Genomic DNA, 21672 nt, shown 5'->3' with positions numbered 1-21672 from the left:
GGGCGACAACTTTAGGCCGTCTTGCCCCGTATGCAGCACCTGAACAACACCTCCGGCTGCACTATGCATTCCGATAATACCTTCCTTCCTGTAGAATTTTTGGTAGATCATGGCCAACGAACTCATTCCGAATCGGCACTTGGAAGAAGCGGCAAGCCGATTTAAAATTTTAAGCGAGACCGTTCGGTTGGAGCTGTTGAACCAGTTGCAGCTCAACGGCGAAATGACGGTGAGCGAACTGGTTGAGGCAACGGGGCATCGGCAAGCCAATGTGAGCAAACACTTAGGCATGATGGCACGCGAGGGGTTGCTGTCGCGCCGTAAGGAGGGGTTGTACGTATACTACCAGATCAATGACCCCACCCTTTCAGCGCTCTGCCTGCTTGTGTGCGGACGCATTCGAGAGGAGGAACTCGACGAGCCCATGTCGTAGCTTCTGTGCACGGACTCGGGCTCGGCTCCTCACCCAGAATGCACGTTACTCTGCGCACAATGAAAGCGGCTACACCCACGCTGCACGAGTGCGCTCGTGTTGAGTGGCTTCGTTGAGAAGCCATGCCGTCTCGTTTGCTTCTCACCGATCCTCTGCTGCCATGCATCGCCTTTATTCTTTTGTTGCAGCAACTGTTGTTGCCGGGTTGCTGGGGGCTGCACCCGTCACTGCCCAAACCATTGACGATGTCTTCCGCTACAGCGAGCGGGCCCCTGCCACCGGGGCGCACGATATGGGCTGGCTGGATGCCAATGGAACGTCCGGAAATGGCACCTACACCGCGCTGTTTGGCAATCCCGCCGGGCTGGGCTGGGCCACCTCATCAACCATTGCAGGCGGCTTAACGGGCGATTTTACGACCAACGAGGCGCGTATGCTGGTTCCGGGTGAGCAGAACAATGCGCCGTTCGATCGCACGCAGTCGGGCTATCGCATCGGTAATGCCGCGCTCGTGTATCGCGTGCCCACCGAACAGGGCAACCTTGTGCTCGGAGGCGCCATCAACCGCACACGCAGCTTCGACCGCACGCTCGTAGCCTCGGGCATCAACGGGCAGAGCTCCATCACCGACACCTTTCTGCCCGGAAGTCCCTCGCCCGCGCCCAACGACGACGGCTCGTTTACCTTCGACCGGCGGCTTACAACGCTTGCGTTCGACGCTGGGGCCATTGAGTTTGACCCCAGCCGCGCCGACACCGACAATAACGACTTCATCCAGGCGGTGCGCCCAGGGGGCGACCGCAACGTCGAGCAGCGCGAAGACCTCATCGAAAGCGGCGGCCTCTACGACGCAAACTTCGGCGGGGCTGTCGAAGTGGCTCCTAACGTGATGCTGGGGGGCGCGTTTACTGTGGCGTTTGGCTCCTACTCGTTCGACCGGATCTACGAAGAGGTCGATGTCAATGACACCCACACCGGAAGCCAGTACGACGTGATTCTGGGCGATGGGGCCGTGCTCAGTGGATTCGACGCGCTTACCTTCGAGCAAGGCATCGAAGCCGATCTTACAGGCTTCGGCGCACGCTTTGGCGCCTCGGCACGGCCTATTGACGAACTGCGGCTCGGCGTGTCGTTTGCCACACCCACCTATTACACCGTCACCGAAACCTTTGGGACGCGCATCGAAACGTTCTTCGATGAAGGCGGCTCGCTGGCTGCCGGAGCGCTCGACGACAACGAATTCGAGTACGAGGTGCGTACGCCCTGGCGCGTGTCCGCAGGCGGCGAGCTCGACCTGGGGCCGCTGGCTATAGCTGGAGATGTCGCGGTTATCGACTGGTCAACGCTCGACTTTAGCGCCGATGGGGGGGGCCTGGGCGTAGAACGCGACATTGACCGGCAGATTCGCGACCTGGACGTAACCGTCAATTCGCGGATCGGCGCGGCGTTTTCGGCAGATGCGCTCACCATTCGCACCGGCCTTGCCTTCCAACCGAATCCCGATGAGGAAAGCGCCCGGAGCGACCGCACATTCTTATCAGGCGGCATCAGCTATGCTTTCGACTCCAACCTCATGCTCGACATCGGATGGATGCAGGAGCGCTTCACCGATGAGTTCGTAGCGTACGGCCGTACCGAGGTGCCCGATGCCCGCGGTACCGCCGACCCGCTTCTCATTGATGAGGATGTGGTGCGCAACACGATCTCGCTCGGACTCCGATACCGGTTCTAATCGTCTGTTTGCAGCGCGGGCATGGTTGCCAACAGAAAGCACGGTGCCATCAGTTGCGTCAGTTGGCCTGCTCGGCGCGGCGCTGGCGCATCAGCCGGTGGTATTTCTGGGCGGCGCGGTTGTGCTCGCGCAGTGTGCGGCTAAACGTATGCCCGCCGTCGCCATTAGCTACAAAGTAGAGGTAGCTGTGGGATTCAGAATTAGCCACCGCCCGAAGCGAGGAGCGCGACGGATTTGTGAGAGGGCCGGGGGGCAGACCGCGAAACTGATACGTGTTGTACGTATGCTCAATGTCGTAGTCAGCATAGAGCAGGCGGCGCTTGGCTCCTTCCTCCTCCATGACAGCGTACTGAACCGTTGGGTCGGCTTGCAGAGGCATGCCGCGGTCTAAGCGATTCAGATACACGCCCGCCACCCGCGGCTTCTCATCGCCAATGCCCGTCTCCCACTCCACGATAGACGCGAGAATGGCTCCCTCGCGTACGCTTAGGTCGTGCGACTGCAGGTCGGGGACCAGCTGCTCTTCTGCATAGCGATCGAAAGCAGCCTTTATCTTCCGCACCACCTCGCGCGCGGAGGTCTGCCAGTAGAAGTGATACGTATCAGGCAGCATGTACCCAAACAGGTCGTCTGGGGTGGTGCCAAGATCGGCAGCAAGCGACGAATCTTGCAGCGCGTGGCGAAAGTCGTTGGCATCGAATGCCATGTTACGTGCCGCCACACGGGCCACTGTGTCGGACACTGTGCCCGGTGGAATCGTAACGCGGACGGGCGTCTGGAGCCCTTTGCGGATGCGGTCGAGGATCGTCCAGTTCGAAGCACCAGCCTCGAAGGCATAGTGCCCTGCTTTTACCTGATGGCGCCACCCCGTGAGTTGGCCGAACCAGTGCATCGTACGGGGCCATGCCAGCACCCCAGCCGCATCCAGGCTGTCGACAGCCGTCTCAAACGAAGCCCCCTTTGGAATCTTAACGCTTCGCTCGCCTTCAAACGAAGGGGTATTGCTCAAAAAGACAAGCAGTCCACCAAGCAGGGCCACGGCTACAGCACTTCCAAGCAAGCCGAGCGTCGCCCAGCGCATCCAGGTATTCATGTGCAGCGGGTGTAGTTGCGGTCCATCGTGTTTATTCGGTCTTGCCTTCGTACGTGCGCTGCTCCAGACTCCGCGTTTCCTCCACAATCTGCTCAAAGATGCGGCGGATGGCGTTGTCGGTAAACGGGCCGTCGTTCGCTTCGATCACGTTTTCCATTACCTCGGCCTCGCGGGTCGGCACGTAAGCACGCATCCCAATAAGGTGCTTGATCGCACCAATGACGTGCGCGTAGGCAGTTCGTTCGTTCAATAATCGCACCAGCTGACGGTCAATAGCGTCGATACGGTTGCGCCAGGGCGCGAGATCGTCGCCACTTAGGTTGTCAGAGAGCGCAGGCAACGTCTCCGAAAACCGGGCTGCCTGATTTAGGCTTTCATCGAGCGAGGGCGTGTCCGTATCCGAATCCATAAACGTCAAAGCAAAGAGTAAAAAGTGTACCTTACGCTAAGGCAAGGCGCGGATTAATATCGAGTGTTTCGGGGGAGGCCGCGGGCCAGCGCTGTCGAGCCACCGTAGCAATCATTGCCGCATTGTCTGTGCAGAATGCATGGTCTGGAAGGTGGATGTGAAGGCCCTCATCAGCGCCCAGCGTCTGGATGGCAGTTCGCAGGCCGCTGTTGGCCGAGACGCCGCCGACCACGGCCACATGCTCCACGTCTGTAGCGCGGGCCGCACGGTGCACTGCATCCACAAGCACATCAACCACGGCCTGCTGAAATGATGCGCAGAGGTCGGCCCGATGCGTCGCAATGAAATCGTCGCGTTCCTGATCGGGCACATCGCGCAAAAAGTAAAGCACCGAAGTTTTGAGTCCGCTAAACGAGAACGAGAGGTCCTCGAAGGAAGACCGCGGGAAGTCGTGGAAGGCCGCATCGCCCTGCTGGGCCAGTCGATCCACCGCCGGTCCGCCCGGATAGCCTAAGCTCAGCATCTGAGCGACCTTATCAAAGGCTTCGCCAGCAGCATCGTCGCGTGTTTGGCCAATCACCGTGTACGTGCCAGGGCGTTTCACATGCACGAGCTGTGTGTGTCCGCCCGACACAATGAGGCACAGATACGGTTCCGGCGGTCCGTGCCCATCGATGTGAGCCGAGTACGCATGGCCCTCCAGGTGGTTAACGCCAAGGAGCGGGCATCCACAGGCGTAGGCAAACGCTTTTGCAAAGCTGAGCCCGACGAGCAATGCTCCAGGCAGGCCAGGCCCGTAGGTAACAGCGACGCCGTCAAGGTCGGAGGGGACAAGGTTCGCTTCGTCAAGAGCGCGCTGTACCACGGGGCCAATGTGGCGCTCGTGATTGCGCGAGGCCAACTCCGGCACGACGCCGCCATAGTCGGCATGCACCTCGTGCTGCGACGACACGACGTTGGCGCGCACCGTGGTGCCGTCAAGTACAGCAGCCGCCGTGTCGTCGCACGACGTTTCGATACCTAAAAGGACAGGAGGCGAAGCCATAAGGCGGGTCCGTAACGGGAAGCCGGGGGAGTGAAGTTGGGAGCAGTAGGGCGGCTCGACGCACAAATGCACGATATGAGCAGGGAGTTTCACGCATCAGAAGCAGCTTCATGCAAGCTTCCGTGCAGACGGGTCCCTCTTGCAAAATACCCTCTTGCAAAATGCTACCTACACAAAGCGTCCTTCATGCAGAACGCCCCGCTTGCCATGCGGCAAACGAGGCGCTGCATTCCTCTGGGCACAATCAACTGAAAATAGCAACTGTGCAACGTTTGAAGCGGGGCGGCTACGCGGTAACAGCCGAGCGCCGCTTAAGCGCCGAGAGCCAGCGTGTAATGTCAATATCTTTCGGGCAGGCCTCGTTGCAGTTAAAGATGGTGTAGCATTTCCACAGCCCGTTTTCAGAATCCACCGTGTCAAGGCGTTCGCCTTCGCCGTCGTCGCGGGTGTCGAAGGTGTAGCGGTAGGCCTTAAGCATGGCTGCCGGGCCGAGGTAATCGGGGCTGGCCCAGGTGCTTGGGCAGGCGTGCGTGCATGCGCCGCACATGATGCACTTGGTGGCCTCCTCAATGATCTCATGCTCGGCGGGCGACTGCTTGCGCTCCTTTTCGGGGGCTGGGTTGTCGTTAATGAGCCAGGGCTTCACATCACGGTACTTCTCGAAGAACCGCGACTGATCAATGACGAGGTCTTTGATAACCGGTGCGGCAGGCAATGGTGCAAACTTCACCGTAGCCCCGTCATTGTCGACGAGGTCTTGCACCAGCACCGAACAGGCCAGCTTGTTCTCGCCGTTGATCTGCATGGCATCGGAGCCGCAGATGCCGTGAGCACAGCTTTTACGCAGCGAGAGCGTGCCATCGATATGCCACTTTACATGCAGCAGCAGCGCCAATGCGCTGTCGAGCGGATCGGCGGGCACCTCGTACGACTCCCAATGAGGCGCGTCGTCTTTTTCGGGGTTGTAGCGTTTTATTTCAACGTTTAAAGTCATAAGAGACAGGGGGCTGGTAACAGGAAGCGGGCGCCGGATAACAGGCAAGAGAGCCGCATTACCCGCACTACAGGAGGGGGCTTCCCAATGAAGTTAGTACTTACGTTCCTTCGGCTCAAACCGCGTAATGACAACGTCCTTCTCTTTGAACTCGTACGCGCCGTCGCACTCGCTATAGAAGAGCGTGTGTGTCAGCCAGTCGTCGTCGTTGCGGTTTTGGTAGTCTTCGCGCGAGTGGGCGCCGCGGCTTTCGGTGCGGTAATGAGCACTGGCCGCGATAGCCTCGGCGTAGTCAACCATGAAGCCAATTTCGACGGCGTCCATCAGGTCGGTGTTGAACTTCTTGCCTTTGTCTTCCACGACCACGTGCTTGGCCCGTTCGCGCAGTTCTGCGAGGTCATCGAGCGACTCAGTAAGTGTCTCATCGGTGCGGAAGACGCTCACGTTCGACATCATTGTTTCCTGGAGGTCGGTCCGCACCTTTACCGTGGGCTCGCCGTCTTCAGGCGTGTTCGCAAGCAAGTTGTCGAGCAGGTCGCGCGTTTCTTGCTCGGGCTCATCGGGGAGAGCGGCGAACGATTTGCCTTCGCGGACTTCTTGCGCCATTTGCATGCCTGCCCGGCGGCCAAAGACAACCAGTTCAAGGAGCGAGTTGGTACCTAACCGGTTAGCCCCATGCACACTCACACAGGCACATTCTCCTACCGCATACAATCCAGGTACCGAGGTTCCTCGCTCTTTCGTTTCGACATGTCCATCTGCATCGGTCGGAATCCCGCCCATGGCGTAGTGACAAGTGGGTGCCACCGGAATGGGCTCTTGCTTCGGATTTACCCCCATGTACGTGCGCGAGAACTCTGATATTTCGGGGAGTTTCTTATCGAGTACCTCATCGCCGACGTGGGTCAGATCCAGGTGGACATAGTCTTTACCATTGACGCCGCGCCCTTCACGAATCTCTTTGTAGATGCACTGCGACACCATATCGCGTGGGGCCAGGTCTTTCACAGTCGGTGCGTAGCGTTCCATGAAGCGCTCGCCGTCCGAGTTGCGCAGGATGCCGCCCTCACCCCGAGCGCCCTCGGTAATAAGGATGCCGAGCCGGTAGAGCCCGGTGGGGTGGAACTGGACGAACTCCATGTCTTCCAGCGGAATGCCGGCACGCAGCATCATCGACATGCCGTCTCCGGTACCAGCATGCGCATTCGAGGTCGTCTTGAAGGCGCGTCCGTATCCGCCTGTTGCAAAGCAGACCACCTTTGCGTGAAAGGTGTGGACTTCCCCCGTCAAGATTTCGTAAGCGACGACCCCAGCGGCTTCTCCATCTGGGTTCATGATCAGGTCGAGTACCTGAAACTCGTCGTAGAAGCGCACGCCCTGCTTGGTGCACTGGTCGTAAAGGGTGTGCAAGATGGTGTGGCCGGTGCGGTCGGCAGCGTGGCAGGCACGGCGCACAGGCGACTCCCCGAAGTTGCGGGTATGCCCGCCAAAGCGACGCTGCGAAATGGTGCCTTCCGAGTTCCGGCTAAAGGGAACGCCGTAGTGCTCCAGCTCAACGATAGTGCGCGGGGCGTCTTTGCAGAGTGCCTCAATGGCATCCTGATCGCCAAGATAGTCGCTTCCTTTCACGGTATCGAAGGCGTGCCACAGCCAATGGTCTTCTTCTTCGTTTCCAAGAGAGGCACTGATGCCACCCTGAGCGGCACCAGTGTGGGAACGCAGCGGATGTAGCTTCGAGACAACGGCAACGTCGGCACCGCCTTCTTTAGCGTAGAGCGCGGACATAAGGCCCGCCCCGCCGGCACCGACAATGACGACATCGTGGGTAAATGTCATGATGATACAAGAGACAAATGAGCGGAACAGTCAAACATGGGGAGGCAACAAAAATACGCTACCAACCGGCTACAAGCACAGAGTAGGTGCCCACGACCAGTAAGACGAGGGCTAACGACCAGGATAATACTTTTGCGGTTTTGCGTGCCATTGGATTGCGGATGTAGTCGGCCATTACATTGTTGAGCCCGTAGAACCCATGATGCAAAGCCACAATCAGAAAGAGGATGTTAAATGCTTTCCAGAGCACGGCATACACCGGATCGGCCAGGCGCAGCATGACAACGTCGTAGGGCGTCACTTTGGCATCGGGACCAAAGCGAGCCTCCACGGCAGATTCGGCTTCAGGCGTGTAACCCGGAAGGGTGCCTTGCTCCACCTGCTCGGTGGAGAGGACATCGTGCGAGATAGTCGCGGTCTGCTGGTCGTAGTGCTGTACCCAGAAGTGGGTAATCAGCATAAAGATGAGAAAGGTACCTGTGATGCGATGCAGGAACCAGTTCTGAGCGTTTGAGGTCGAGGTGGCACGTGAAGCCATAACAGATCAGGACAGATCAGAGAGAAACGGTGATGCCAACGAGATTCTGACGCGTGCAGTGCAGACGCCGAGTGCGGACGCCGAAAGACAACCAGGGCAAGAGCACCAGGGCAGAAGCGGTGCTCAAGACACCTACCAGCCGTTCAGCCGTGGGCTCTGCTACGTGATGTCATTATCCGGCCATGAAGAAGTAATCTACCAGTGAGTAGATGGTGGGATAGCCACCCACGCCAATCAGCACGACAGCCACGCCGCCAAGCGACCAAAACAGCCTTTTCTGATTGGGGCTCCATCCCAGAAAGTCGATGAGTACAATGCGAAGCCCGTTGAGTGCGTGGTAGACCACAGCAGCCAGCAGCAGGAACTCGCCAATCTTAAAGATGGGGGCATGATAGCCCGCAATCAGTTCGTTAAACGAGGCGCGGTCCGTAAGGGCCCGAAGCCCCCAAACGTGCACCACCAGGTACGCAACGAGTGCAAGTCCGCTAAGCCGATGCGCCATCCAGGCAAACATGCCAGTGCGCACACGGTAGCGCTGAAAACGACCGTCTTGGGAGGCAGCAGGAACCGAGTCGGTCTGTTCGAGAGTGTCAACAGCCATAAGCAGGAAAAAAAGACGATGCTATAGGGGTAATCGGGCAGCGTGTGGGCTGCGAAGCGCAGCAGGCAGGGCCAAGCCCATACAAAAGAGGGCGGCAACCCGGAGCCAACTGTTCAAGACGCGGCACATGCACAAAGCCATGAATGCACAGGGAAAATGCACAAGCAAGGCCGTGCTGATGCTACAGATGGGTGCCGTAGCATACGTATTATACCAAGCATGCATGTTTATGGCTCCGCAACTGTAAAAGTTTCATGATCAAAACGCTGCGGGAAGAGGTTAGTGGTTGGCCTCTCAGGTGAATTTGGGAGCGTTTCGTATGCAAAAGGAAGATTGCAGAATATTGCACAGATCCAGAGTGCTTTGGCATTCTGCCTAAGCAAACAGCAGCGACAACGAGGATACCATTTCGTGATTAAAACCCATATCGGCGCTTTTCAGATCGAGCGAACACGTTATGGAGTACGCTGACGCTGCTGTGCTCTTGCCCACAGCATAGAGACGTATAGGCGCTACCGCTCATCGATAGGCGTTACCGTACGTCCGGTTTTGCCGACATAGGCTGCACGGGGACGGATGAGCCGGTTGTCGGTCCACTGTTCAAGCAGGTGCGCTGTCCAGCCTGCGGAGCGGCTCAGCGCAAAAATCGGCGTGAAGAGATCCGGATCCAGTCCCATCATGTAGTAGGTCGAGGCGCTGAAGAAGTCGACATTCGGGTCGAGGCCTTTCTCGGATTTCACCGTGTTGAGGATCGCCATACTGTAGTCGTACCACTTGGTTGCATTGCGCTCTTCGCTTAGCGCCTGAACGCGGTCGCGCAAGATGGCGGCACGCGGGTCCATGGTGCGGTACACGCGGTGGCCAAAGCCCATGACGCGTTCTTTGTTGGCGAGCTTCTCTTGGACGTATTCGGTTGGGTCAGCGCCTTTCTTGTCGATGTCAAGCAGCATGCGCATCACTTCGCGGTTGGCCCCGCCGTGCAGCGGTCCTTTAAGCGCACCGATCGCGCCAGACACTGCCGAGTACATGTCAGAAAGAGTAGAGCCAATGACGCGGCTGGTAAAGGTGGATGCATTTAGTCCATGATCCGCGTGTAAGACGAGGCAGGTGTCGAAGGTATCTTCGGCAGCGCGGCCCGGCTCCTCTCCGTTCAGCATGTACAGAAAGTTGTAGGCCATCGAGGCCTCGTCGAGCGGTGCGATGGGCGCTTCGTCATTGCGCAGCCGGGCATAGGCTGCAATAATTCCTGGAGTGCGCGCCAGCAGGCGGGTGGCCTTGCGGCGGTTGGCCTCGGGCGAGTCGGCATCGGCTTCCTCGTCATAGAGTCCCAGTGCAGACACGGCTGTGCGCAAGACCGCCATGGGATGGGCCGTGTCGGGCGTTTGGCGCAGAATGTCGATCACCGGATCGGGCAGCTCACGAGCGGCGCGTAGATCGCTCTTCAGGGTGTCAAGCTGACTCGCTGTGGGTAGGTCGCCGTTCCAGAGCAGGTATACGACCTCTTCGAATGAGGCATTTTCGGCCAGATCATAGATGTCGTATCCACGATATACAAGCTGGCCAGCTTCGCCGTCAATCGAAGAGAGCTCAGAGGAGAGTGCAACTACACCCTCTAATCCACGCACTTCTTCGGATCCATTTTGGGTAGCCATATGTCAGGGGTGGTTCTCTTAAAAAGGAAGGGATGAGGTATAGGGCGTGGGCGTAGAGCCCACAGCGTGGCGTGCAACAGTAAAGGCAAACGCAGCGCTAGCAAAAGAGCCTACAGAAAGAGTGTGCAGATAGATGTTGAGCAAAAAGTTTGCTTTCTGTGTGCTGCATAAGCTACGAGCTACTGTACGGGATGCGTCTTCACAGACAGCAAGCGCTTCCAAGGTGCAGGGCAGGCGTCTTGTGGAACCAGTAGCTATGTGCACCGGACCGGAAAGCGCGTTACGGAAGGTGTTAACGGGAAGAAGCTATGCGGGCAGCGCTGTTCTGCACCGTTTGCACTCTTCATCTGTGCAAGCGGTCTCTATGTTAAGCTGGTTGCACAATAGCGCATCCAGGTGAGCACACCCAGGTGCACGAGCAAAGCCACGATCCAGATACTCAAACTTGCGCCAAGACCGGTACAAAGCAGCTTACTGCTTTCAATGAAGACATGCAGCAAACGGCCTACGTTGCTCGAAAAGCTGCGCATTTATTATCCGTATTGTGCTCAACGGGACGCTTACAAGCAGGCTCCTTTTCTTACGTATGGTATGAAAGAAAAAGACACTATGTGAAAGAATTTCTATTTAAAGCGGATAGTGTGGTCCAGGGTGAGCCGTGTAGGGGTATGCTGATCAAACCCAGGAGTGCCCTACGCATCGCGCCGACGGGGGAACGTATGCCGAATGTTATTGGCATTGCCCCCCTTCCGGGCTTTGCCGCGCCCTTCAGCATGATGGGACGTTCCAAGCTGGGGCAGAAAGGATACGCCCCTCGGTGGGCGCGGGCTGTACGTCCAAATTGTTCGGTGGGAGTGCAACACCGAGATGAGACCGGGCGTTGCGGAGGGATCATTTTTGCATGATCACCAATACGTTAGGCACGCGCACACTGTTCGCATTCCCGACGCGTGGGGGAACGGCAGTATTGAAAGAACGGAAGCAAGCGCGGCCCTTTACGGGGCGGCGCACCCTTGCCAGATGCCCACGCCATACGCCTTCCAACACCATAGTGCCGGCATTGTATTGCACGTCCGGCTTCCCGAAAGCTTGTGCGCGGCTTTCCCCCTTTATATTCTCGTTTTCCCTTGCTCATTAGCTGTCCGCAGGTGCGCACTGCGCACTTAATCGGACGGCCACGGATGGGGCACCCAGTGCGATGCGTGATCTCACGCAGCGTCTGCCCGCCGCGGACCCTGTGTCACAGGCACAGGACGCGCGCAGCCCCCAGCCGGCATGTCACGAATTCGGATCACGGATTCTCGCACGCACGCTCAAGCAGGCCGGTGTCTTTCATTATGATATGCTGCCTCCCATTTGTGGATCGTTCGATGGCGTAGACGCTTGCGGCGTACATCGCCTTATGTCTAAAGAAATCATTGTTAATGTAGCGGATACCCGCACTCGTATCGCTATCGTAGAGGAGGGCAAGCTTGCCGAACTCTACATCGAAAATGCCGAACACAAGCGCACGATCGGCAACCTCTACCTGGGGATTGTCCGCCGTGTTATGCCCAGCATCCGCGCCGCATTTGTGGATATTGGGCAAGAGCAGGATGCGTTTTTGCACTTCTCTGATCTGTCGGAGAATCTGCCCCAGCTCAAGGATTTTCTCAGCCAAAACACCCCGAAGGTTGAGAGTGTCAGCCTGCCAAATAACCTGCACGACCAATCCCCGAACCCGACCGATCACCTGAGGCGCAATCAACGCTTGCTGGTGCAGGTGAAGAAGGAGCCGATCGCGAACAAAGGCAGTCGCATTTCGACCGACCTGTCGATGGCGGGTCGTTTTATTGTGTTAGTGCCGCTCTCTAAAGTAGTAGCGGTATCGCGCAAGATCGAGAAGGATAAAGAGCGCAATCGGCTGAAGGCGCTTGCCGGAAGCCTGGTGCCCGATGGCTTCGGCGTCATTGTGCGTACGGTGGCCGAGGGGCGCGATGCCAAATCGCTGGACAAAGACTTGCGGCTGCTCCTGGAGCGCTGGCGCCGCGTGGAAAACCGACTGGCCCAGGCTACCAATGCGCCCACGCTCATCCACGAAGATGTGGATATGGCGTCGTCGATTATCCGTGATCAGTTCTCGGACGAATTTGATCGCATCCTGATCGACAACAAGGCGCTCTTTCACAGCGTGCGCAGCTACGTACGGGCGGTGGCTCCCTCGATGGTGTCGCGGGTCGAGTATCACAGCAAAAGCACGCCCATCTTTGAAGCTGCCGACATTCAGCAGGGGGCCGACCGTGCGTTCAAAGATCGCGTGGAGCTGCCTTCCGGCGGCTACCTCTTCATCGAGCGCACCGAAGCAATGCACGTCGTCGACGTGAACTCGGGCCGCTCGGGGCGCGGAAAGTCGCAGTCGCAGAACTCGCTCGACGTTAACCTGGAGGCGGCGCGCGTCATTGCCCGTCAGGTGCGGCTGCGCGACCTGGGCGGCATCATCGTGGTTGACTTTATCGACCTGCGCGACGAAAAAGCCCGCAAGAAGGTCTACGACGAACTGAAGGCGCTCTTTGAAGAAGACCGGGCCATTACCAAGGTCCTGCCCATGAGCGATTTCGGGCTGGTGCAGATTACGCGGCAGCGGCTGCGTCCCAGTCTCACATCCTCGTTTGCTTCATCGAGCGGGGTCACCGTCGACAGCGACGACGAAAGCGATACATACCGGCAGCGCCTCCGCGAGGCTCAGTCGCGACTCGCACGGCTCGAAAACCGCTTGCAGTCGGCCCAGGAAAAAGTGAAGGAGCGCGAGTCAGAGATTGAGCAGCTAAAGCGTCAGGCTGACCGTGCGGCAGATGATGCTTCCACGGATACATCCGACGACGCGCATGAGCGCCCGGCGTCCGAAGAGATCAGCGCGCTCAACGACGAACTCGAACAGGTCAAGCAGGCACTCCAGGTCGAGCGCTCGAAGCATGGCCAGACGCGTTCGGCACGCGACAAAGCCAAAACCGAGGCCCGAAAGGCGAAAAAGCAACTCGAAGCGGCCGAGCGCGAGCGCGATGCGCAGGCGAAGGCCGCCGAACAGGCCAAGGCCAAAGCCGCTGAAGCCGCACAGTCCGCCGAAGCTGTTGCGCATGGGGCCGAATCAACCCGACCAGCCGATGAGGTGATCGATGCACTTGATACGTGGGTGGCCGAGCATGCGGCACAACACCGAGCCGTTACGCTGCGGGTGCATCCGTTCCTGGCTGCGTATCTTACGCGTGCTGTGCCCAGCTACCCCACCCAGTGGTTTATGCGCCACTTCGTGCGCGTACACCTCGAAACCGATGAAACCGTGTCGCCGCTCTCCTTTGCCATCGACGCGCCCGACACAGGGGCAACGCTGGTTGAGGCATAACGCTCGCCTAACGCCTGACCTTGCTCGATGCAGTTACTGTTGGATTGCAGTACGTGGCTATGAAAACGGAAACGATCCTTGAGGAGCTTGTTGACGTGGCCGAGCGCATGGATATTGCCGTGCGCATCGAAAAAGGCGATTTTCAAGGTGGACGCTGTCACATGGGCGGCGAAACCGTGATTATGCTCAACAAGCGGCATCCAATCGAGGTGCAACTGGCTGTGCTGGGCCGCAGCCTGCGTACCGAGCCGCTCGACACCGTCTACCTCAAACCCGCTGTGCGCGACGCGCTCCATGCGATCTGGGACGATGCCGACGCCGCTGACGATCCCCCGCCTTCCAGTCCCAACGCTTCTGAATCCCCCCGTGCTCATGCCTCATGACGACGCCCCGTCCCCGCTTCGCATCACGCTGCTGGGCACAGGCACGTCAACAGGCGTTCCGGTTTTGGGATGCGACTGCCGCGTCTGTACCTCCACCGATCCGCACGACGAACGCCTGCGCTGTGCCTGCTACGTTGAGGCCGGCCCCCTACGCGTGCTGATTGATGCCGGCCCCGACTTTCGCCAGCAGGCACGGCGCGCTGGCATTGAGCGTATCGACGCCGTATGCTTTACGCATCATCACTTTGACCATGTGGCTGGAATCGACGACCTGCGCCCGCTGTTCTATCGCAACAGCCGGCCCATGCCGTGCTACAGCAGTGCCCATACGGCCGAGATTCTGCGTGAGCGCTTCGCGTACATTTTTGGGGAGAACCCCTACCCTGGCGCAGCCCGCGTTACGTTGCACACGGTCGAAGACGCCTTTACCATTACGAGCCGCTACGACGACCCCGGATGCATAACCGTACAGCCCATTCCGATGCAGCACGGCAACACCCCCACTACGGGCTGGCGCGTTGGCTCGTTTGCATATCTGACCGATGCCCACCACATCCCCGACGAAAGCCTGTCCCTGCTCAATGGGGTCGAGGTGCTCGTCCTCGACGCCCTGCGTGCACGTCCGCATCCCACCCACTTTTCGTTTGACGGAGCCGTGGAGGTGGTGCGTCGCATTGGGGCGCGCGAGACCTACTTCATCCACATGACCCATGATGTGCTGCATGCTGAACAGGAGGCCCGGCTGCCCGATGATATCCACCTCGGCTACGACGGACTCACGATTGAACTTCCTGTATCGTAGCGCAAGCCGGGAACCGTAGCGGAGATGCCTGCTATTTTCGACACCCCCTTTTTGCTCTATCTGTTGCTACGCATCGGTTTATGATTCTTGTGCTGAACGGCCCGAACCTCAACCTGCTGGGGACGCGCGATCCGGAGCACTACGGTAGCGAAACGTTGGCCTCGCTCGAAGAGAAGCTGGCGGCTACGTTCCCCGACCTTACGTTTCGATGGGTGCAGAGCAATCATCAGGGCGTGCTCATCGACGCGCTGCACGAGGCGCATGCCGAATCAGCCCACGGCGTGATCTTTAATCCGGGTGGCTACACGCACACCTCGGTGGCCCTGCACGACGCCGTCGATGCCATTGACCCGCCGGTGGTCGAGGTGCACCTGTCGAACATCCATGCGCGCGAGGACTTCCGCCGTACGTCGAAGGTGGCTCCTGCATGCGTTGGGCAGATCAGCGGATTGGGGCCAGCCGGATACCTGCTTGCTGTGCAGTACATCCAAATGCAGGGAGCCGTTTCGGCTTAACCAGCGCCGACCATTGCCATGAAGGGATAGAGGGAACGCCGACGCACCGTTGCTGCGTTTACACGCTCCTCGTTGGCTTCGTATCAGCATTCACGCAAATCGAACCCGCGCACCTCCCCATGTCTGGATACAAAGGTCACATTTATGGCGCGCTGGTCGCCTTTGCTGCATATGCGGCTGTGTTGGCGTATGTCATTATTGTAGAATGGCTTCCGCTGCCTATGAACCCGGCAGATGCGCCCCTTGGCGCGGCACTCTACGGGGGAGCGCTGCTCGTGCTTACGGTCCTCTTCGGCCTGTGGCCCGATGTAGATATCGACTCAAAAGGCCGCCGCATCTTCTACGGACTCTTTCTGATCGTAGATGTGTACCTGATTATCACGGGACGCTTTGAGGCCGCCGCGTACCTGGGGCTGTTTGCTATCTTACCCGCCGTAGGCAAACACCGCGGATGGACGCACACCTGGTGGGCTATGCTCCTGGTGCCTTCGCCGTTGGTGGTAGTACCCCACATGAATCTGCCCGAGACGCCCTGGATCGGGGTGCCGTTCTACGCGGCTGCGGTGGTCGGATACCTCAGCCACCTTGTGCTCGATGGCGAACTCGTCCCCAAGAAGCTCTTTGCCTGACGTGCCGCCCCGCATGCCTGCTGATGCGCCTCTCGATTCGGATTCGTCTGCTGATGCGGAGGCGTCGCCCGCATCGAGTGCGGCGGGGGTGGTGGCGGCGGGCATCTTCCTCAGCAAAATGGTGGGGCTGCTGCGCGAGCGGGCCATCGCCTTTTACTTTGGCGTAAGCGCTCACGCCGATGTGTGGCAGGTGGCCTTTCGGGCGCCCAACCTGCTGCAAAATCTGCTTGGCGAAGGCACCATCTCGGCCGCGTTTATTCCCATCTACAGCCGCTTCTTAGACAACGACAAGCCCAAAGCCGCCGCACGCTTTGCAGGGGCTATTTTCGGACTCCTCTGCGTCGTCGTGGCACTGGTAACACTGGCCGGCATTGCACTGGCTGAGCCCATTGTGGCGGTGCTTGCACCGGGGTATCTGGGGGATGCTGAGCGCGTGGCCGCAGGCACGCTCAGTATCAATCGGTTCGAGTTGGCCGTGCAGGCCGTGCGCATTGTCTTCCCCATGGCCGGGGTGCTTGTGCTCTCGGCATGGGCGCTGGGCATCCTCAACAGTCACCGCCAGTTCTTCGTGCCGTATGTCGCGCCCGTGCTGTGGAACGTCGCCATTATCGGTGCGCTTGCGGCAGGCGCATATGCGCTGAGCGGCGCTCCCGGCGCTCCCGATGCCCTCACCACCGATGCACTCTCGCGGCTGCTGCTCATCGCTTGCTTCGGAGCCCTCGTGGGCGGTGCGCTGCAGTTTGGCGTGCAACTCCCGTTCGTGTGGGCGCACCTGGACCACCTGCGGCTGTCCATTTCAACTCGCGTGGAGGGCGTCCGCGAGGCCATGAAAGCGTTTGGCCCTGTGGTGGCCGGACGTGGCGTGGCGCAGATTTCGGGATACATCGATTTGTTTCTGGCATCGCTGCTGGCGGTGGGCGCCCAGAGCGCGGTGCGCTATGCGCAGATCTTCTACCTCCTGCCGGTCAGCCTCTTTGGAATCTCGGTGGCGGCCTCCGAGCTCCCCGAACTCTCGCGCCTCACCACCGAACGCGCGCGGTCGTTTGGGCGGCGGATGCAGCGGTCGGTGCACCAGATCGCATTTCTCACCATCCCAACCATCGTGGGCTACCTGTGCTTCGGCTTCCTAATCGTGGGACTGCTGCTACGCACCGGACAGTTCGATGCACAGAGCAACTGGCTGGTGTATATCGTGCTCGGTGGATACGCACTGGGCATCCTGGCTACCACCGTATCGCGCCTGCTGCAGAATGCATTCTACGCACTGGGCGATGCAAAAACACCCGCACGCCTGGCGGTAGTGCGTGTGGTCGTCTCCACCATTGTAGCGGTACCGCTCATGGTCTGGCTGGATACGACAGCGGTGCCGAGCATCACGCCCGTATCCTCCGAAAGTCCGCTGTTCCTGGGCGCCTTGGGGCTTAGCCTGGGGGCCAGCGTGGGGGCATGGGTCGAGTTTGTGCTGCTGCGTCGTGCCCTGCTCGGACATCTGCCTTCCGTCACGCTGGTGAGTTTACGCACTGTTGCAACACTTATCGCGCTTGCAAGCGGGGCCGCGCTTCCGGCGTTGGGAGTATGGCAGCTCCTCGCAGAGGCATCTGTCTGGATTAGCGCACCGCTTGTGGGCGGCACCTACGCACTCGTCTATCTGGGGAGCGCCTGGGGCATGGATCGCCCCGAACTCAACGCCTGGCTCGACCGCTTCGGCGCCTAAACGCATGCGCGCAGCGAGGGCAGGTCGTCGTCCACCAGGTGGCACAAGCCGCTGCCAATACGTATGTTGCACGCACGCTACGCTGCCGCTCCTTACGCCTCATATGTCATGCCGCCGACGCTTGTCTTCGATGTCAATGAAACGCTGCTCGACCTGGGTGCGCTTGATGCCCCCTTTGCAACCATCTTTGGCACGTCCGACGTGCGCGCCGAGTGGTTTGCGCAGGTCCTGCAGTCCGCGCTGGTGCACACCGTGCTGGATACATACGCCGACTTCAGCGCCATCGGCGGTGCCGCACTTGAGATGGTCGCGGCACGCCATGATCGGTCGCTCTCGGAGGCGGAGCAGACTGCCATTCTCGACACCGTGCGCGAGCTTCCCCCGCATCCTGACGTGCCCGACGCGTTGGAGCGCCTCGCGGGGACCGATCTTCGGCTTGCAGCCCTCAGCAACGGCACGCCCGATGTGCTTCAGGCACAACTCGCTCACGCCGAACTCACCCCGCACTTCGACCAAATCCTTTCGGCGAACGCAGTGCGCCGCCTCAAGCCTGCGCCCGATCCGTACCACATGGCGATGGATGTGCTCGGCGTATCGGCGTGCGACATGGAGTTCGTAGCGGCCCACACGTGGGATGTAGCCGGAGCCATGCAGGTAGGCTGCCCGGCAACGCTCGTGCTGCGCGACGGCGTAACGCCTGATCCGCTCGCGCCGCCTCCAGACCGCACGGTACGCACGCTCGGAGAACTTGCCGATCGGCTGCTCGCACCATAAGCGTAGGAATTGACAAGTCACACAGGTCTTCACAACAACCACGGCCTTTTGAGGCAACCTATGTGCAAGAATAAAAGTATAGTACACTTGTAATAACAAGTATGCTTTCCACTTTGCTCAATCGATTATGCGCTACCTTGCCTTTTGTGCTACCCTGGCCGCGGGGCTCCTCTTGGGGACGACCGTTACCGCTCAGGCGCAGACCGACGATCCCGAAGAGCTGTTTGTCGTTGTAAGCACCGACGACGCTCAAACGCAGATGATGGCAATGGTGCTTGCCAATCAGTCGCTCAACCAGGGGGCATCGGTGCGTGTGCTTCTCTGCGGCGAGGGCGGACGCCTTGCGCTGGCCGATGAGGAGTTTCCGGCCTTTGAGCCTGCCGACCGCACCCCGCAGCAACTCCTGCGCAATCTGATTAACGAGGGCGTTACGGTCGACGTGTGCGCAATCTTCCTGCCCAACACCGACGCCGACGAGTCAGATCTGATTGAAGGCATTGGCACTGCGCGTCCGCCAGCCATTGCCGAGCATATGATGAAGCCCGGCGTGCGCCACTTTACGTTCTAATTTCGCCGACATCATGTCGCGTACCCCCGCCGGTGGCAGCCGCTGTGCTGTGCACCGGCGGTTCAGGTTCGCCTCATTCGTTGGGGGCATGCGTATTCCGAGAACGTCCTCACGAATCTTTTAGATGCAGCAAGCAATATCCACATCTGCAAGTGCGCACGCTCTTAAATCAAGATACACTCACGCGATGGCACGCGAAGCACCAGACGAAGCACCAGAAATCGAATCGGTTTCGTGGGGATCGGTGACCGTTGCAGGCATCGACCAATCCTTTAGGGATGCGAAGCTGTATCCCGGTGGCGCGCGGGCGTGGGACTGGAACGAGACGGGCACGCATCATACGCCTGGCATCCAACCCGCCGATGTGCGGGAGCTGATTGACCACGGCGCTGAAGCTGTGGTGCTCGCGCAGGGATTCCACGAGCGCTTGCAGGTGAAAGACGAGACGCTCGACTGGCTCCGCGAGCAGGATGTGGATACGCATGTGCTCGATACCGAAGCAGCCGTAGCCCGCTACAACGACCTCCGCACCACCCAGCCCGCCGGCGCGCTGATCCATTCGACGTGTTGAACTGGACGGCTATTCCCGCTCGCATCCCGATGTGCGGTGCGTGTAGGCAATGAGGGCAATGCGCCAGTCGGTGCCGTCGTGGGTGAGCTGGATCGAGTTGTACCCGCAGTGGCTGAACGTGTCGCCGTCGTAGAACTGGAAGAACATCCAGACGTGGGCCAGGTCGCCGTCGATCTGCACCTCGGGGTCGAAGTACGGCTCGTGCCAGGGCGTGGTGCCGCTGGAGACGGCCTCTACGAATCCGTCGGTGGTCTGGATGTCGGGCAGCGCGCTGTCGGCATCGGCACGGACGACCGTCATGCGGGCGTCGGGGTGGAGCACGGCGCGAGCGGCCTCGCCATCGCGAGCGCGCATCGCGTCGAATAGGACATCCACGGCGGTGAGCACGTCGGCGGCTTCGGGGTTGGCGGCATCGGCAGCCGAAGCGCCGTCGGGGGCGGATTGCGCCTGCACCGGAGCAGATGCTGGCAGCATCCCCACGCATAGTACGATGCAAAGGGGAGAGGCCATGTAGAACAAGGAGCGCAGCATAGGGGGAAGCGGTTGGGAAAAAGACAGGTCGCACAGCGCAACGAACGGGAGCATAGCGCGGTTCGATATAAGCATTTGTGTATGAAAGCGCTCCCAGCGTGGCTAAACCACGCCATGCGCAACACCGAGCGGTCTTTGTGCATTGCACAGCGATGTGCTTTCACCTGCTCCCGACGGACCGCTCGTTGGGACGTACAAGATCCGTTTTCCTATGCCTACGCGTCAGATTTGGTGGTGGCTGCAGCAGTGCAGCGGTCGATGTTTGGGGATGCGCATGGCCCTGCCATCCTGCTGCACGCTCTCCTGACCTCTGACGGCTCCCCTTCTTTGTATGTCTGATTCGAACGCACCGGCAGGTTCGACTGCCGCATCCCAACCCCCTTCGTTTCTCGCGCTCACACCGCTTTTTCTGTTTCTGGCGCTGTTCTTCGGCGTGGGGCTGATCAACACCATCAACGGCGTTGAGCGTCCGTTTTCGCAGTTGGAGCCCGTAGTGGCCGTGCTGCCCGCGCTGGTGCTCTCAGTGCTATTGGGCGCTGCGTCTGTCAAAGACAACATGCGCACGCTGCTGCGGGGTATTGGGGATGAGACGATCATCACCATGTCGATTATCTTCCTGCTCGCCGGGGCCTTTGCCACGGTCATGGAAGCCATTGGCGGCGTAGAAGCGACCGTCAACCTGGGGCTTTCGTTCTTGCCATCGGCCTTTATCTTGCCGGGACTGTTCGTAACCTCAGCGTTCATCTCGCTGTCGATGGGCACCTCGATGGGCACGCTGGCTGCGGTGGCGCCCATTGCAGTAGGTGTGAGCGGATCGACCGAGCTGGCTGCCCCAGTCACGCTGGGCGCGGTGGTGGGCGGCGCCATGTTTGGGGATAACCTGTCGATCATTTCGGATACGACGATTGCCGCCACCCGCACGCAGGGGTGCAGCATGACCGATAAGTTTCGCGCCAACCTGTGGATTGCGGTGCCAGCCGCGGTGCTTACCACCGCGCTGCTCTTCTTCATGCACACCGGCGAGCCGGGGGCCACCCAGGGATCCATCAACGTGATGCTGGTGCTGCCGTATCTGCTGGTGCTGGGGCTGGCGGTGGCCGGCATGGATGTGCTCGTGGTGCTGGGCGCAGGTATCGTGCTGGCCGGAGCCACCGGCATTGCCGCGACCGACTACAGCCTCACGCCGTTTGCTGCGGACATTTATGCCGGGTTTGAGAGCATGTTTGGCATCATGATCCTGGCGATGTTCATCGGCGGGATGGGCGAGCTCATTCGCAAGCAGGGTGGACTCGCGTGGCTGGCGCAGGCCATTCAGCGCGCCACGGCGGCTTTGCGCCTGAAGGGGCGCCGGGCGGGCGAAGCGGGCATCGGGGCCATGGCCGCGTTCAGCGATGTGCTCATTGCCAACAACACCGTGGCTATTCTGCTCTCGGGCACCGTAGCGCGCGACCTGGCTGAGCGCTACGACATCGA

At 59.7% G+C, this 21672-nt stretch carries 21 protein-coding genes; 12 read left to right on the top strand and 9 right to left on the bottom strand.

Annotated features, from left to right (window positions below):
- Positions 1 to 109: 109 nt before the first annotated feature.
- Positions 110 to 433 carry an ArsR/SmtB family transcription factor gene (locus tag R6U20_RS08190; RefSeq protein ID WP_410337373.1) on the top strand — a complete coding sequence of 108 codons (324 nt, stop codon included), beginning with the start codon at positions 110 to 112 and terminating at the stop codon, positions 431 to 433.
- 160 nt (positions 434 to 593) lie between these two features.
- Entirely contained in the window at positions 594 to 2165 is a 1572-nt protein-coding gene (locus tag R6U20_RS08185) for an OmpP1/FadL family transporter (protein ID WP_410337372.1), read from the top strand.
- 58 nt (positions 2166 to 2223) lie between these two features.
- Here R6U20_RS08185 and mltG read toward each other — a convergent pair whose 3' ends face one another.
- The 8 genes from mltG to R6U20_RS08145 all read right to left on the bottom strand — a co-directional run bounded on the left by mltG (position 2224) and on the right by R6U20_RS08145 (position 10333).
- Positions 2224 to 3258, bottom strand: a complete 1035-nt coding sequence (gene mltG, locus R6U20_RS08180; protein WP_410337371.1) for an endolytic transglycosylase MltG — start codon at positions 3256 to 3258, stop codon at positions 2224 to 2226.
- 31 nt (positions 3259 to 3289) lie between these two features.
- On the bottom strand, positions 3290 to 3667 hold the full coding sequence (locus tag R6U20_RS08175; RefSeq protein WP_410337370.1) for a chorismate mutase: 378 nt from the start codon (positions 3665 to 3667) through the stop codon (positions 3290 to 3292).
- Positions 3668 to 3698: 31 nt separating this feature from the next.
- Positions 3699 to 4712 (bottom strand): tRNA (adenosine(37)-N6)-threonylcarbamoyltransferase complex transferase subunit TsaD, encoded by a 1014-nt coding sequence (tsaD, locus tag R6U20_RS08170; RefSeq protein WP_410337369.1) that lies wholly within the window; start codon positions 4710 to 4712, stop codon positions 3699 to 3701.
- 286 nt (positions 4713 to 4998) lie between these two features.
- Positions 4999 to 5706, bottom strand: coding sequence for a succinate dehydrogenase iron-sulfur subunit (locus R6U20_RS08165; RefSeq protein WP_410337368.1), 708 nt, complete (start codon positions 5704 to 5706; stop codon positions 4999 to 5001).
- A gap of 93 nt (positions 5707 to 5799) precedes the next feature.
- Positions 5800 to 7542, bottom strand: a complete 1743-nt coding sequence (sdhA, locus tag R6U20_RS08160; protein WP_410337367.1) for a succinate dehydrogenase flavoprotein subunit — start codon at positions 7540 to 7542, stop codon at positions 5800 to 5802.
- Positions 7543 to 7600: 58 nt separating this feature from the next.
- Complete coding sequence (locus R6U20_RS08155) at positions 7601 to 8080, bottom strand: succinate dehydrogenase hydrophobic membrane anchor subunit (protein WP_410337366.1); 480 nt, start codon at positions 8078 to 8080, stop codon at positions 7601 to 7603.
- Between the two features lie 172 nt (positions 8081 to 8252).
- Positions 8253 to 8681, bottom strand: a complete 429-nt coding sequence (sdhC, locus tag R6U20_RS08150) for a succinate dehydrogenase, cytochrome b556 subunit (RefSeq protein WP_410337365.1) — start codon at positions 8679 to 8681, stop codon at positions 8253 to 8255.
- 512 nt (positions 8682 to 9193) lie between these two features.
- Positions 9194 to 10333 (bottom strand): citrate synthase, encoded by a 1140-nt coding sequence (locus R6U20_RS08145; RefSeq protein ID WP_410337364.1) that lies wholly within the window; start codon positions 10331 to 10333, stop codon positions 9194 to 9196.
- A 1402-nt stretch (positions 10334 to 11735) separates the two neighbouring features.
- On the opposite strand from R6U20_RS08145, the gene R6U20_RS08140 reads away from it, so the two are divergent.
- The 9 genes from R6U20_RS08140 to R6U20_RS08100 all read left to right on the top strand — a co-directional run bounded on the left by R6U20_RS08140 (position 11736) and on the right by R6U20_RS08100 (position 19668).
- Positions 11736 to 13712: an Rne/Rng family ribonuclease gene (locus tag R6U20_RS08140; RefSeq protein ID WP_410337363.1), complete on the top strand. Its 1977-nt coding sequence runs from the start codon at positions 11736 to 11738 to the stop codon at positions 13710 to 13712.
- Positions 13713 to 13771: 59 nt separating this feature from the next.
- Positions 13772 to 14095: a hypothetical protein gene (locus tag R6U20_RS08135; protein ID WP_410337362.1), complete on the top strand. Its 324-nt coding sequence runs from the start codon at positions 13772 to 13774 to the stop codon at positions 14093 to 14095.
- The gene (locus tag R6U20_RS08130; protein WP_410337361.1) at positions 14085 to 14897 is read left to right on the top strand and encodes an MBL fold metallo-hydrolase; all 813 of its coding nucleotides are present in this window, start codon (positions 14085 to 14087) and stop codon (positions 14895 to 14897) included. Before R6U20_RS08135 ends, R6U20_RS08130 begins: the two co-directional genes overlap by 11 nt.
- 80 nt (positions 14898 to 14977) lie before the next feature.
- Complete coding sequence (gene aroQ, locus R6U20_RS08125; protein WP_410337360.1) at positions 14978 to 15412, top strand: type II 3-dehydroquinate dehydratase; 435 nt, start codon at positions 14978 to 14980, stop codon at positions 15410 to 15412.
- A 119-nt stretch (positions 15413 to 15531) separates the two neighbouring features.
- Positions 15532 to 16041, top strand: coding sequence for a metal-dependent hydrolase (locus tag R6U20_RS08120; protein ID WP_410337359.1), 510 nt, complete (start codon positions 15532 to 15534; stop codon positions 16039 to 16041).
- A 1-nt stretch (position 16042) separates the two neighbouring features.
- The gene (gene murJ / locus R6U20_RS08115) at positions 16043 to 17755 is read left to right on the top strand and encodes a murein biosynthesis integral membrane protein MurJ (protein ID WP_410337382.1); all 1713 of its coding nucleotides are present in this window, start codon (positions 16043 to 16045) and stop codon (positions 17753 to 17755) included.
- 108 nt (positions 17756 to 17863) lie between these two features.
- Entirely contained in the window at positions 17864 to 18529 is a 666-nt protein-coding gene (locus R6U20_RS08110) for a haloacid dehalogenase type II (protein ID WP_410337358.1), read from the top strand.
- A 127-nt stretch (positions 18530 to 18656) separates the two neighbouring features.
- A complete protein-coding gene (locus R6U20_RS08105; protein WP_410337357.1) occupies positions 18657 to 19097 on the top strand; it encodes a hypothetical protein in 441 nt (146 codons plus the stop codon).
- A gap of 187 nt (positions 19098 to 19284) precedes the next feature.
- Positions 19285 to 19668 carry an Mth938-like domain-containing protein gene (locus tag R6U20_RS08100; RefSeq protein ID WP_410337356.1) on the top strand — a complete coding sequence of 128 codons (384 nt, stop codon included), beginning with the start codon at positions 19285 to 19287 and terminating at the stop codon, positions 19666 to 19668.
- Between the two features lie 9 nt (positions 19669 to 19677).
- Here R6U20_RS08100 and R6U20_RS08095 read toward each other — a convergent pair whose 3' ends face one another.
- A complete protein-coding gene (locus R6U20_RS08095; RefSeq protein ID WP_410337355.1) occupies positions 19678 to 20142 on the bottom strand; it encodes a nuclear transport factor 2 family protein in 465 nt (154 codons plus the stop codon).
- Positions 20143 to 20530: 388 nt separating this feature from the next.
- On the opposite strand from R6U20_RS08095, the gene R6U20_RS08090 reads away from it, so the two are divergent.
- Positions 20531 to 21672, top strand: a 1142-nt coding sequence (locus R6U20_RS08090; RefSeq protein WP_410337354.1) for a Na+/H+ antiporter NhaC family protein, incomplete at its 3' end; no start/stop codon positions are given.

Source organism: Longimonas sp., from assembly GCF_046498435.1.
Taxonomy (GTDB): Bacteria; Bacteroidota; Rhodothermia; order Rhodothermales; family Salinibacteraceae; genus Longimonas.
Note: the sequence above shows the minus strand (reverse complement) of the source record. Positions and strands in the feature narration are given on the sequence as shown.

What these genes read in the sequence shown, in the direction of transcription:
- R6U20_RS08105 (WP_410337357.1), top strand. Translation starts at nt 18,657, where the DNA reads ATGCGCTACCTTGCCTTTTGTGCTACCCTGGCCGCGGGGCTCCTCTTG.
- mltG (WP_410337371.1), bottom strand. Translation starts at nt 3,258, where the DNA reads ATGAATACCTGGATGCGCTGGGCGACGCTCGGCTTGCTTGGAAGTGCT.
- R6U20_RS08165 (WP_410337368.1), bottom strand. Translation starts at nt 5,706, where the DNA reads ATGACTTTAAACGTTGAAATAAAACGCTACAACCCCGAAAAAGACGAC.
- R6U20_RS08100 (WP_410337356.1), top strand. Translation starts at nt 19,285, where the DNA reads ATGGCACGCGAAGCACCAGACGAAGCACCAGAAATCGAATCGGTTTCG.
- R6U20_RS08110 (WP_410337358.1), top strand. Translation starts at nt 17,864, where the DNA reads ATGCCGCCGACGCTTGTCTTCGATGTCAATGAAACGCTGCTCGACCTG.
- sdhC (WP_410337365.1), bottom strand. Translation starts at nt 8,681, where the DNA reads ATGGCTGTTGACACTCTCGAACAGACCGACTCGGTTCCTGCTGCCTCC.
- R6U20_RS08190 (WP_410337373.1), top strand. Translation starts at nt 110, where the DNA reads ATGGCCAACGAACTCATTCCGAATCGGCACTTGGAAGAAGCGGCAAGC.
- R6U20_RS08145 (WP_410337364.1), bottom strand. Translation starts at nt 10,333, where the DNA reads ATGGCTACCCAAAATGGATCCGAAGAAGTGCGTGGATTAGAGGGTGTA.
- R6U20_RS08095 (WP_410337355.1), bottom strand. Translation starts at nt 20,142, where the DNA reads ATGCTGCCAGCATCTGCTCCGGTGCAGGCGCAATCCGCCCCCGACGGC.
- R6U20_RS08185 (WP_410337372.1), top strand. Translation starts at nt 594, where the DNA reads ATGCATCGCCTTTATTCTTTTGTTGCAGCAACTGTTGTTGCCGGGTTG.
- R6U20_RS08155 (WP_410337366.1), bottom strand. Translation starts at nt 8,080, where the DNA reads ATGGCTTCACGTGCCACCTCGACCTCAAACGCTCAGAACTGGTTCCTG.
- tsaD (WP_410337369.1), bottom strand. Translation starts at nt 4,712, where the DNA reads ATGGCTTCGCCTCCTGTCCTTTTAGGTATCGAAACGTCGTGCGACGAC.
- aroQ (WP_410337360.1), top strand. Translation starts at nt 14,978, where the DNA reads ATGATTCTTGTGCTGAACGGCCCGAACCTCAACCTGCTGGGGACGCGC.
- R6U20_RS08130 (WP_410337361.1), top strand. Translation starts at nt 14,085, where the DNA reads ATGCCTCATGACGACGCCCCGTCCCCGCTTCGCATCACGCTGCTGGGC.
- R6U20_RS08175 (WP_410337370.1), bottom strand. Translation starts at nt 3,667, where the DNA reads ATGGATTCGGATACGGACACGCCCTCGCTCGATGAAAGCCTAAATCAG.
- R6U20_RS08120 (WP_410337359.1), top strand. Translation starts at nt 15,532, where the DNA reads ATGTCTGGATACAAAGGTCACATTTATGGCGCGCTGGTCGCCTTTGCT.
- R6U20_RS08140 (WP_410337363.1), top strand. Translation starts at nt 11,736, where the DNA reads ATGTCTAAAGAAATCATTGTTAATGTAGCGGATACCCGCACTCGTATC.
- R6U20_RS08135 (WP_410337362.1), top strand. Translation starts at nt 13,772, where the DNA reads ATGAAAACGGAAACGATCCTTGAGGAGCTTGTTGACGTGGCCGAGCGC.
- sdhA (WP_410337367.1), bottom strand. Translation starts at nt 7,542, where the DNA reads ATGACATTTACCCACGATGTCGTCATTGTCGGTGCCGGCGGGGCGGGC.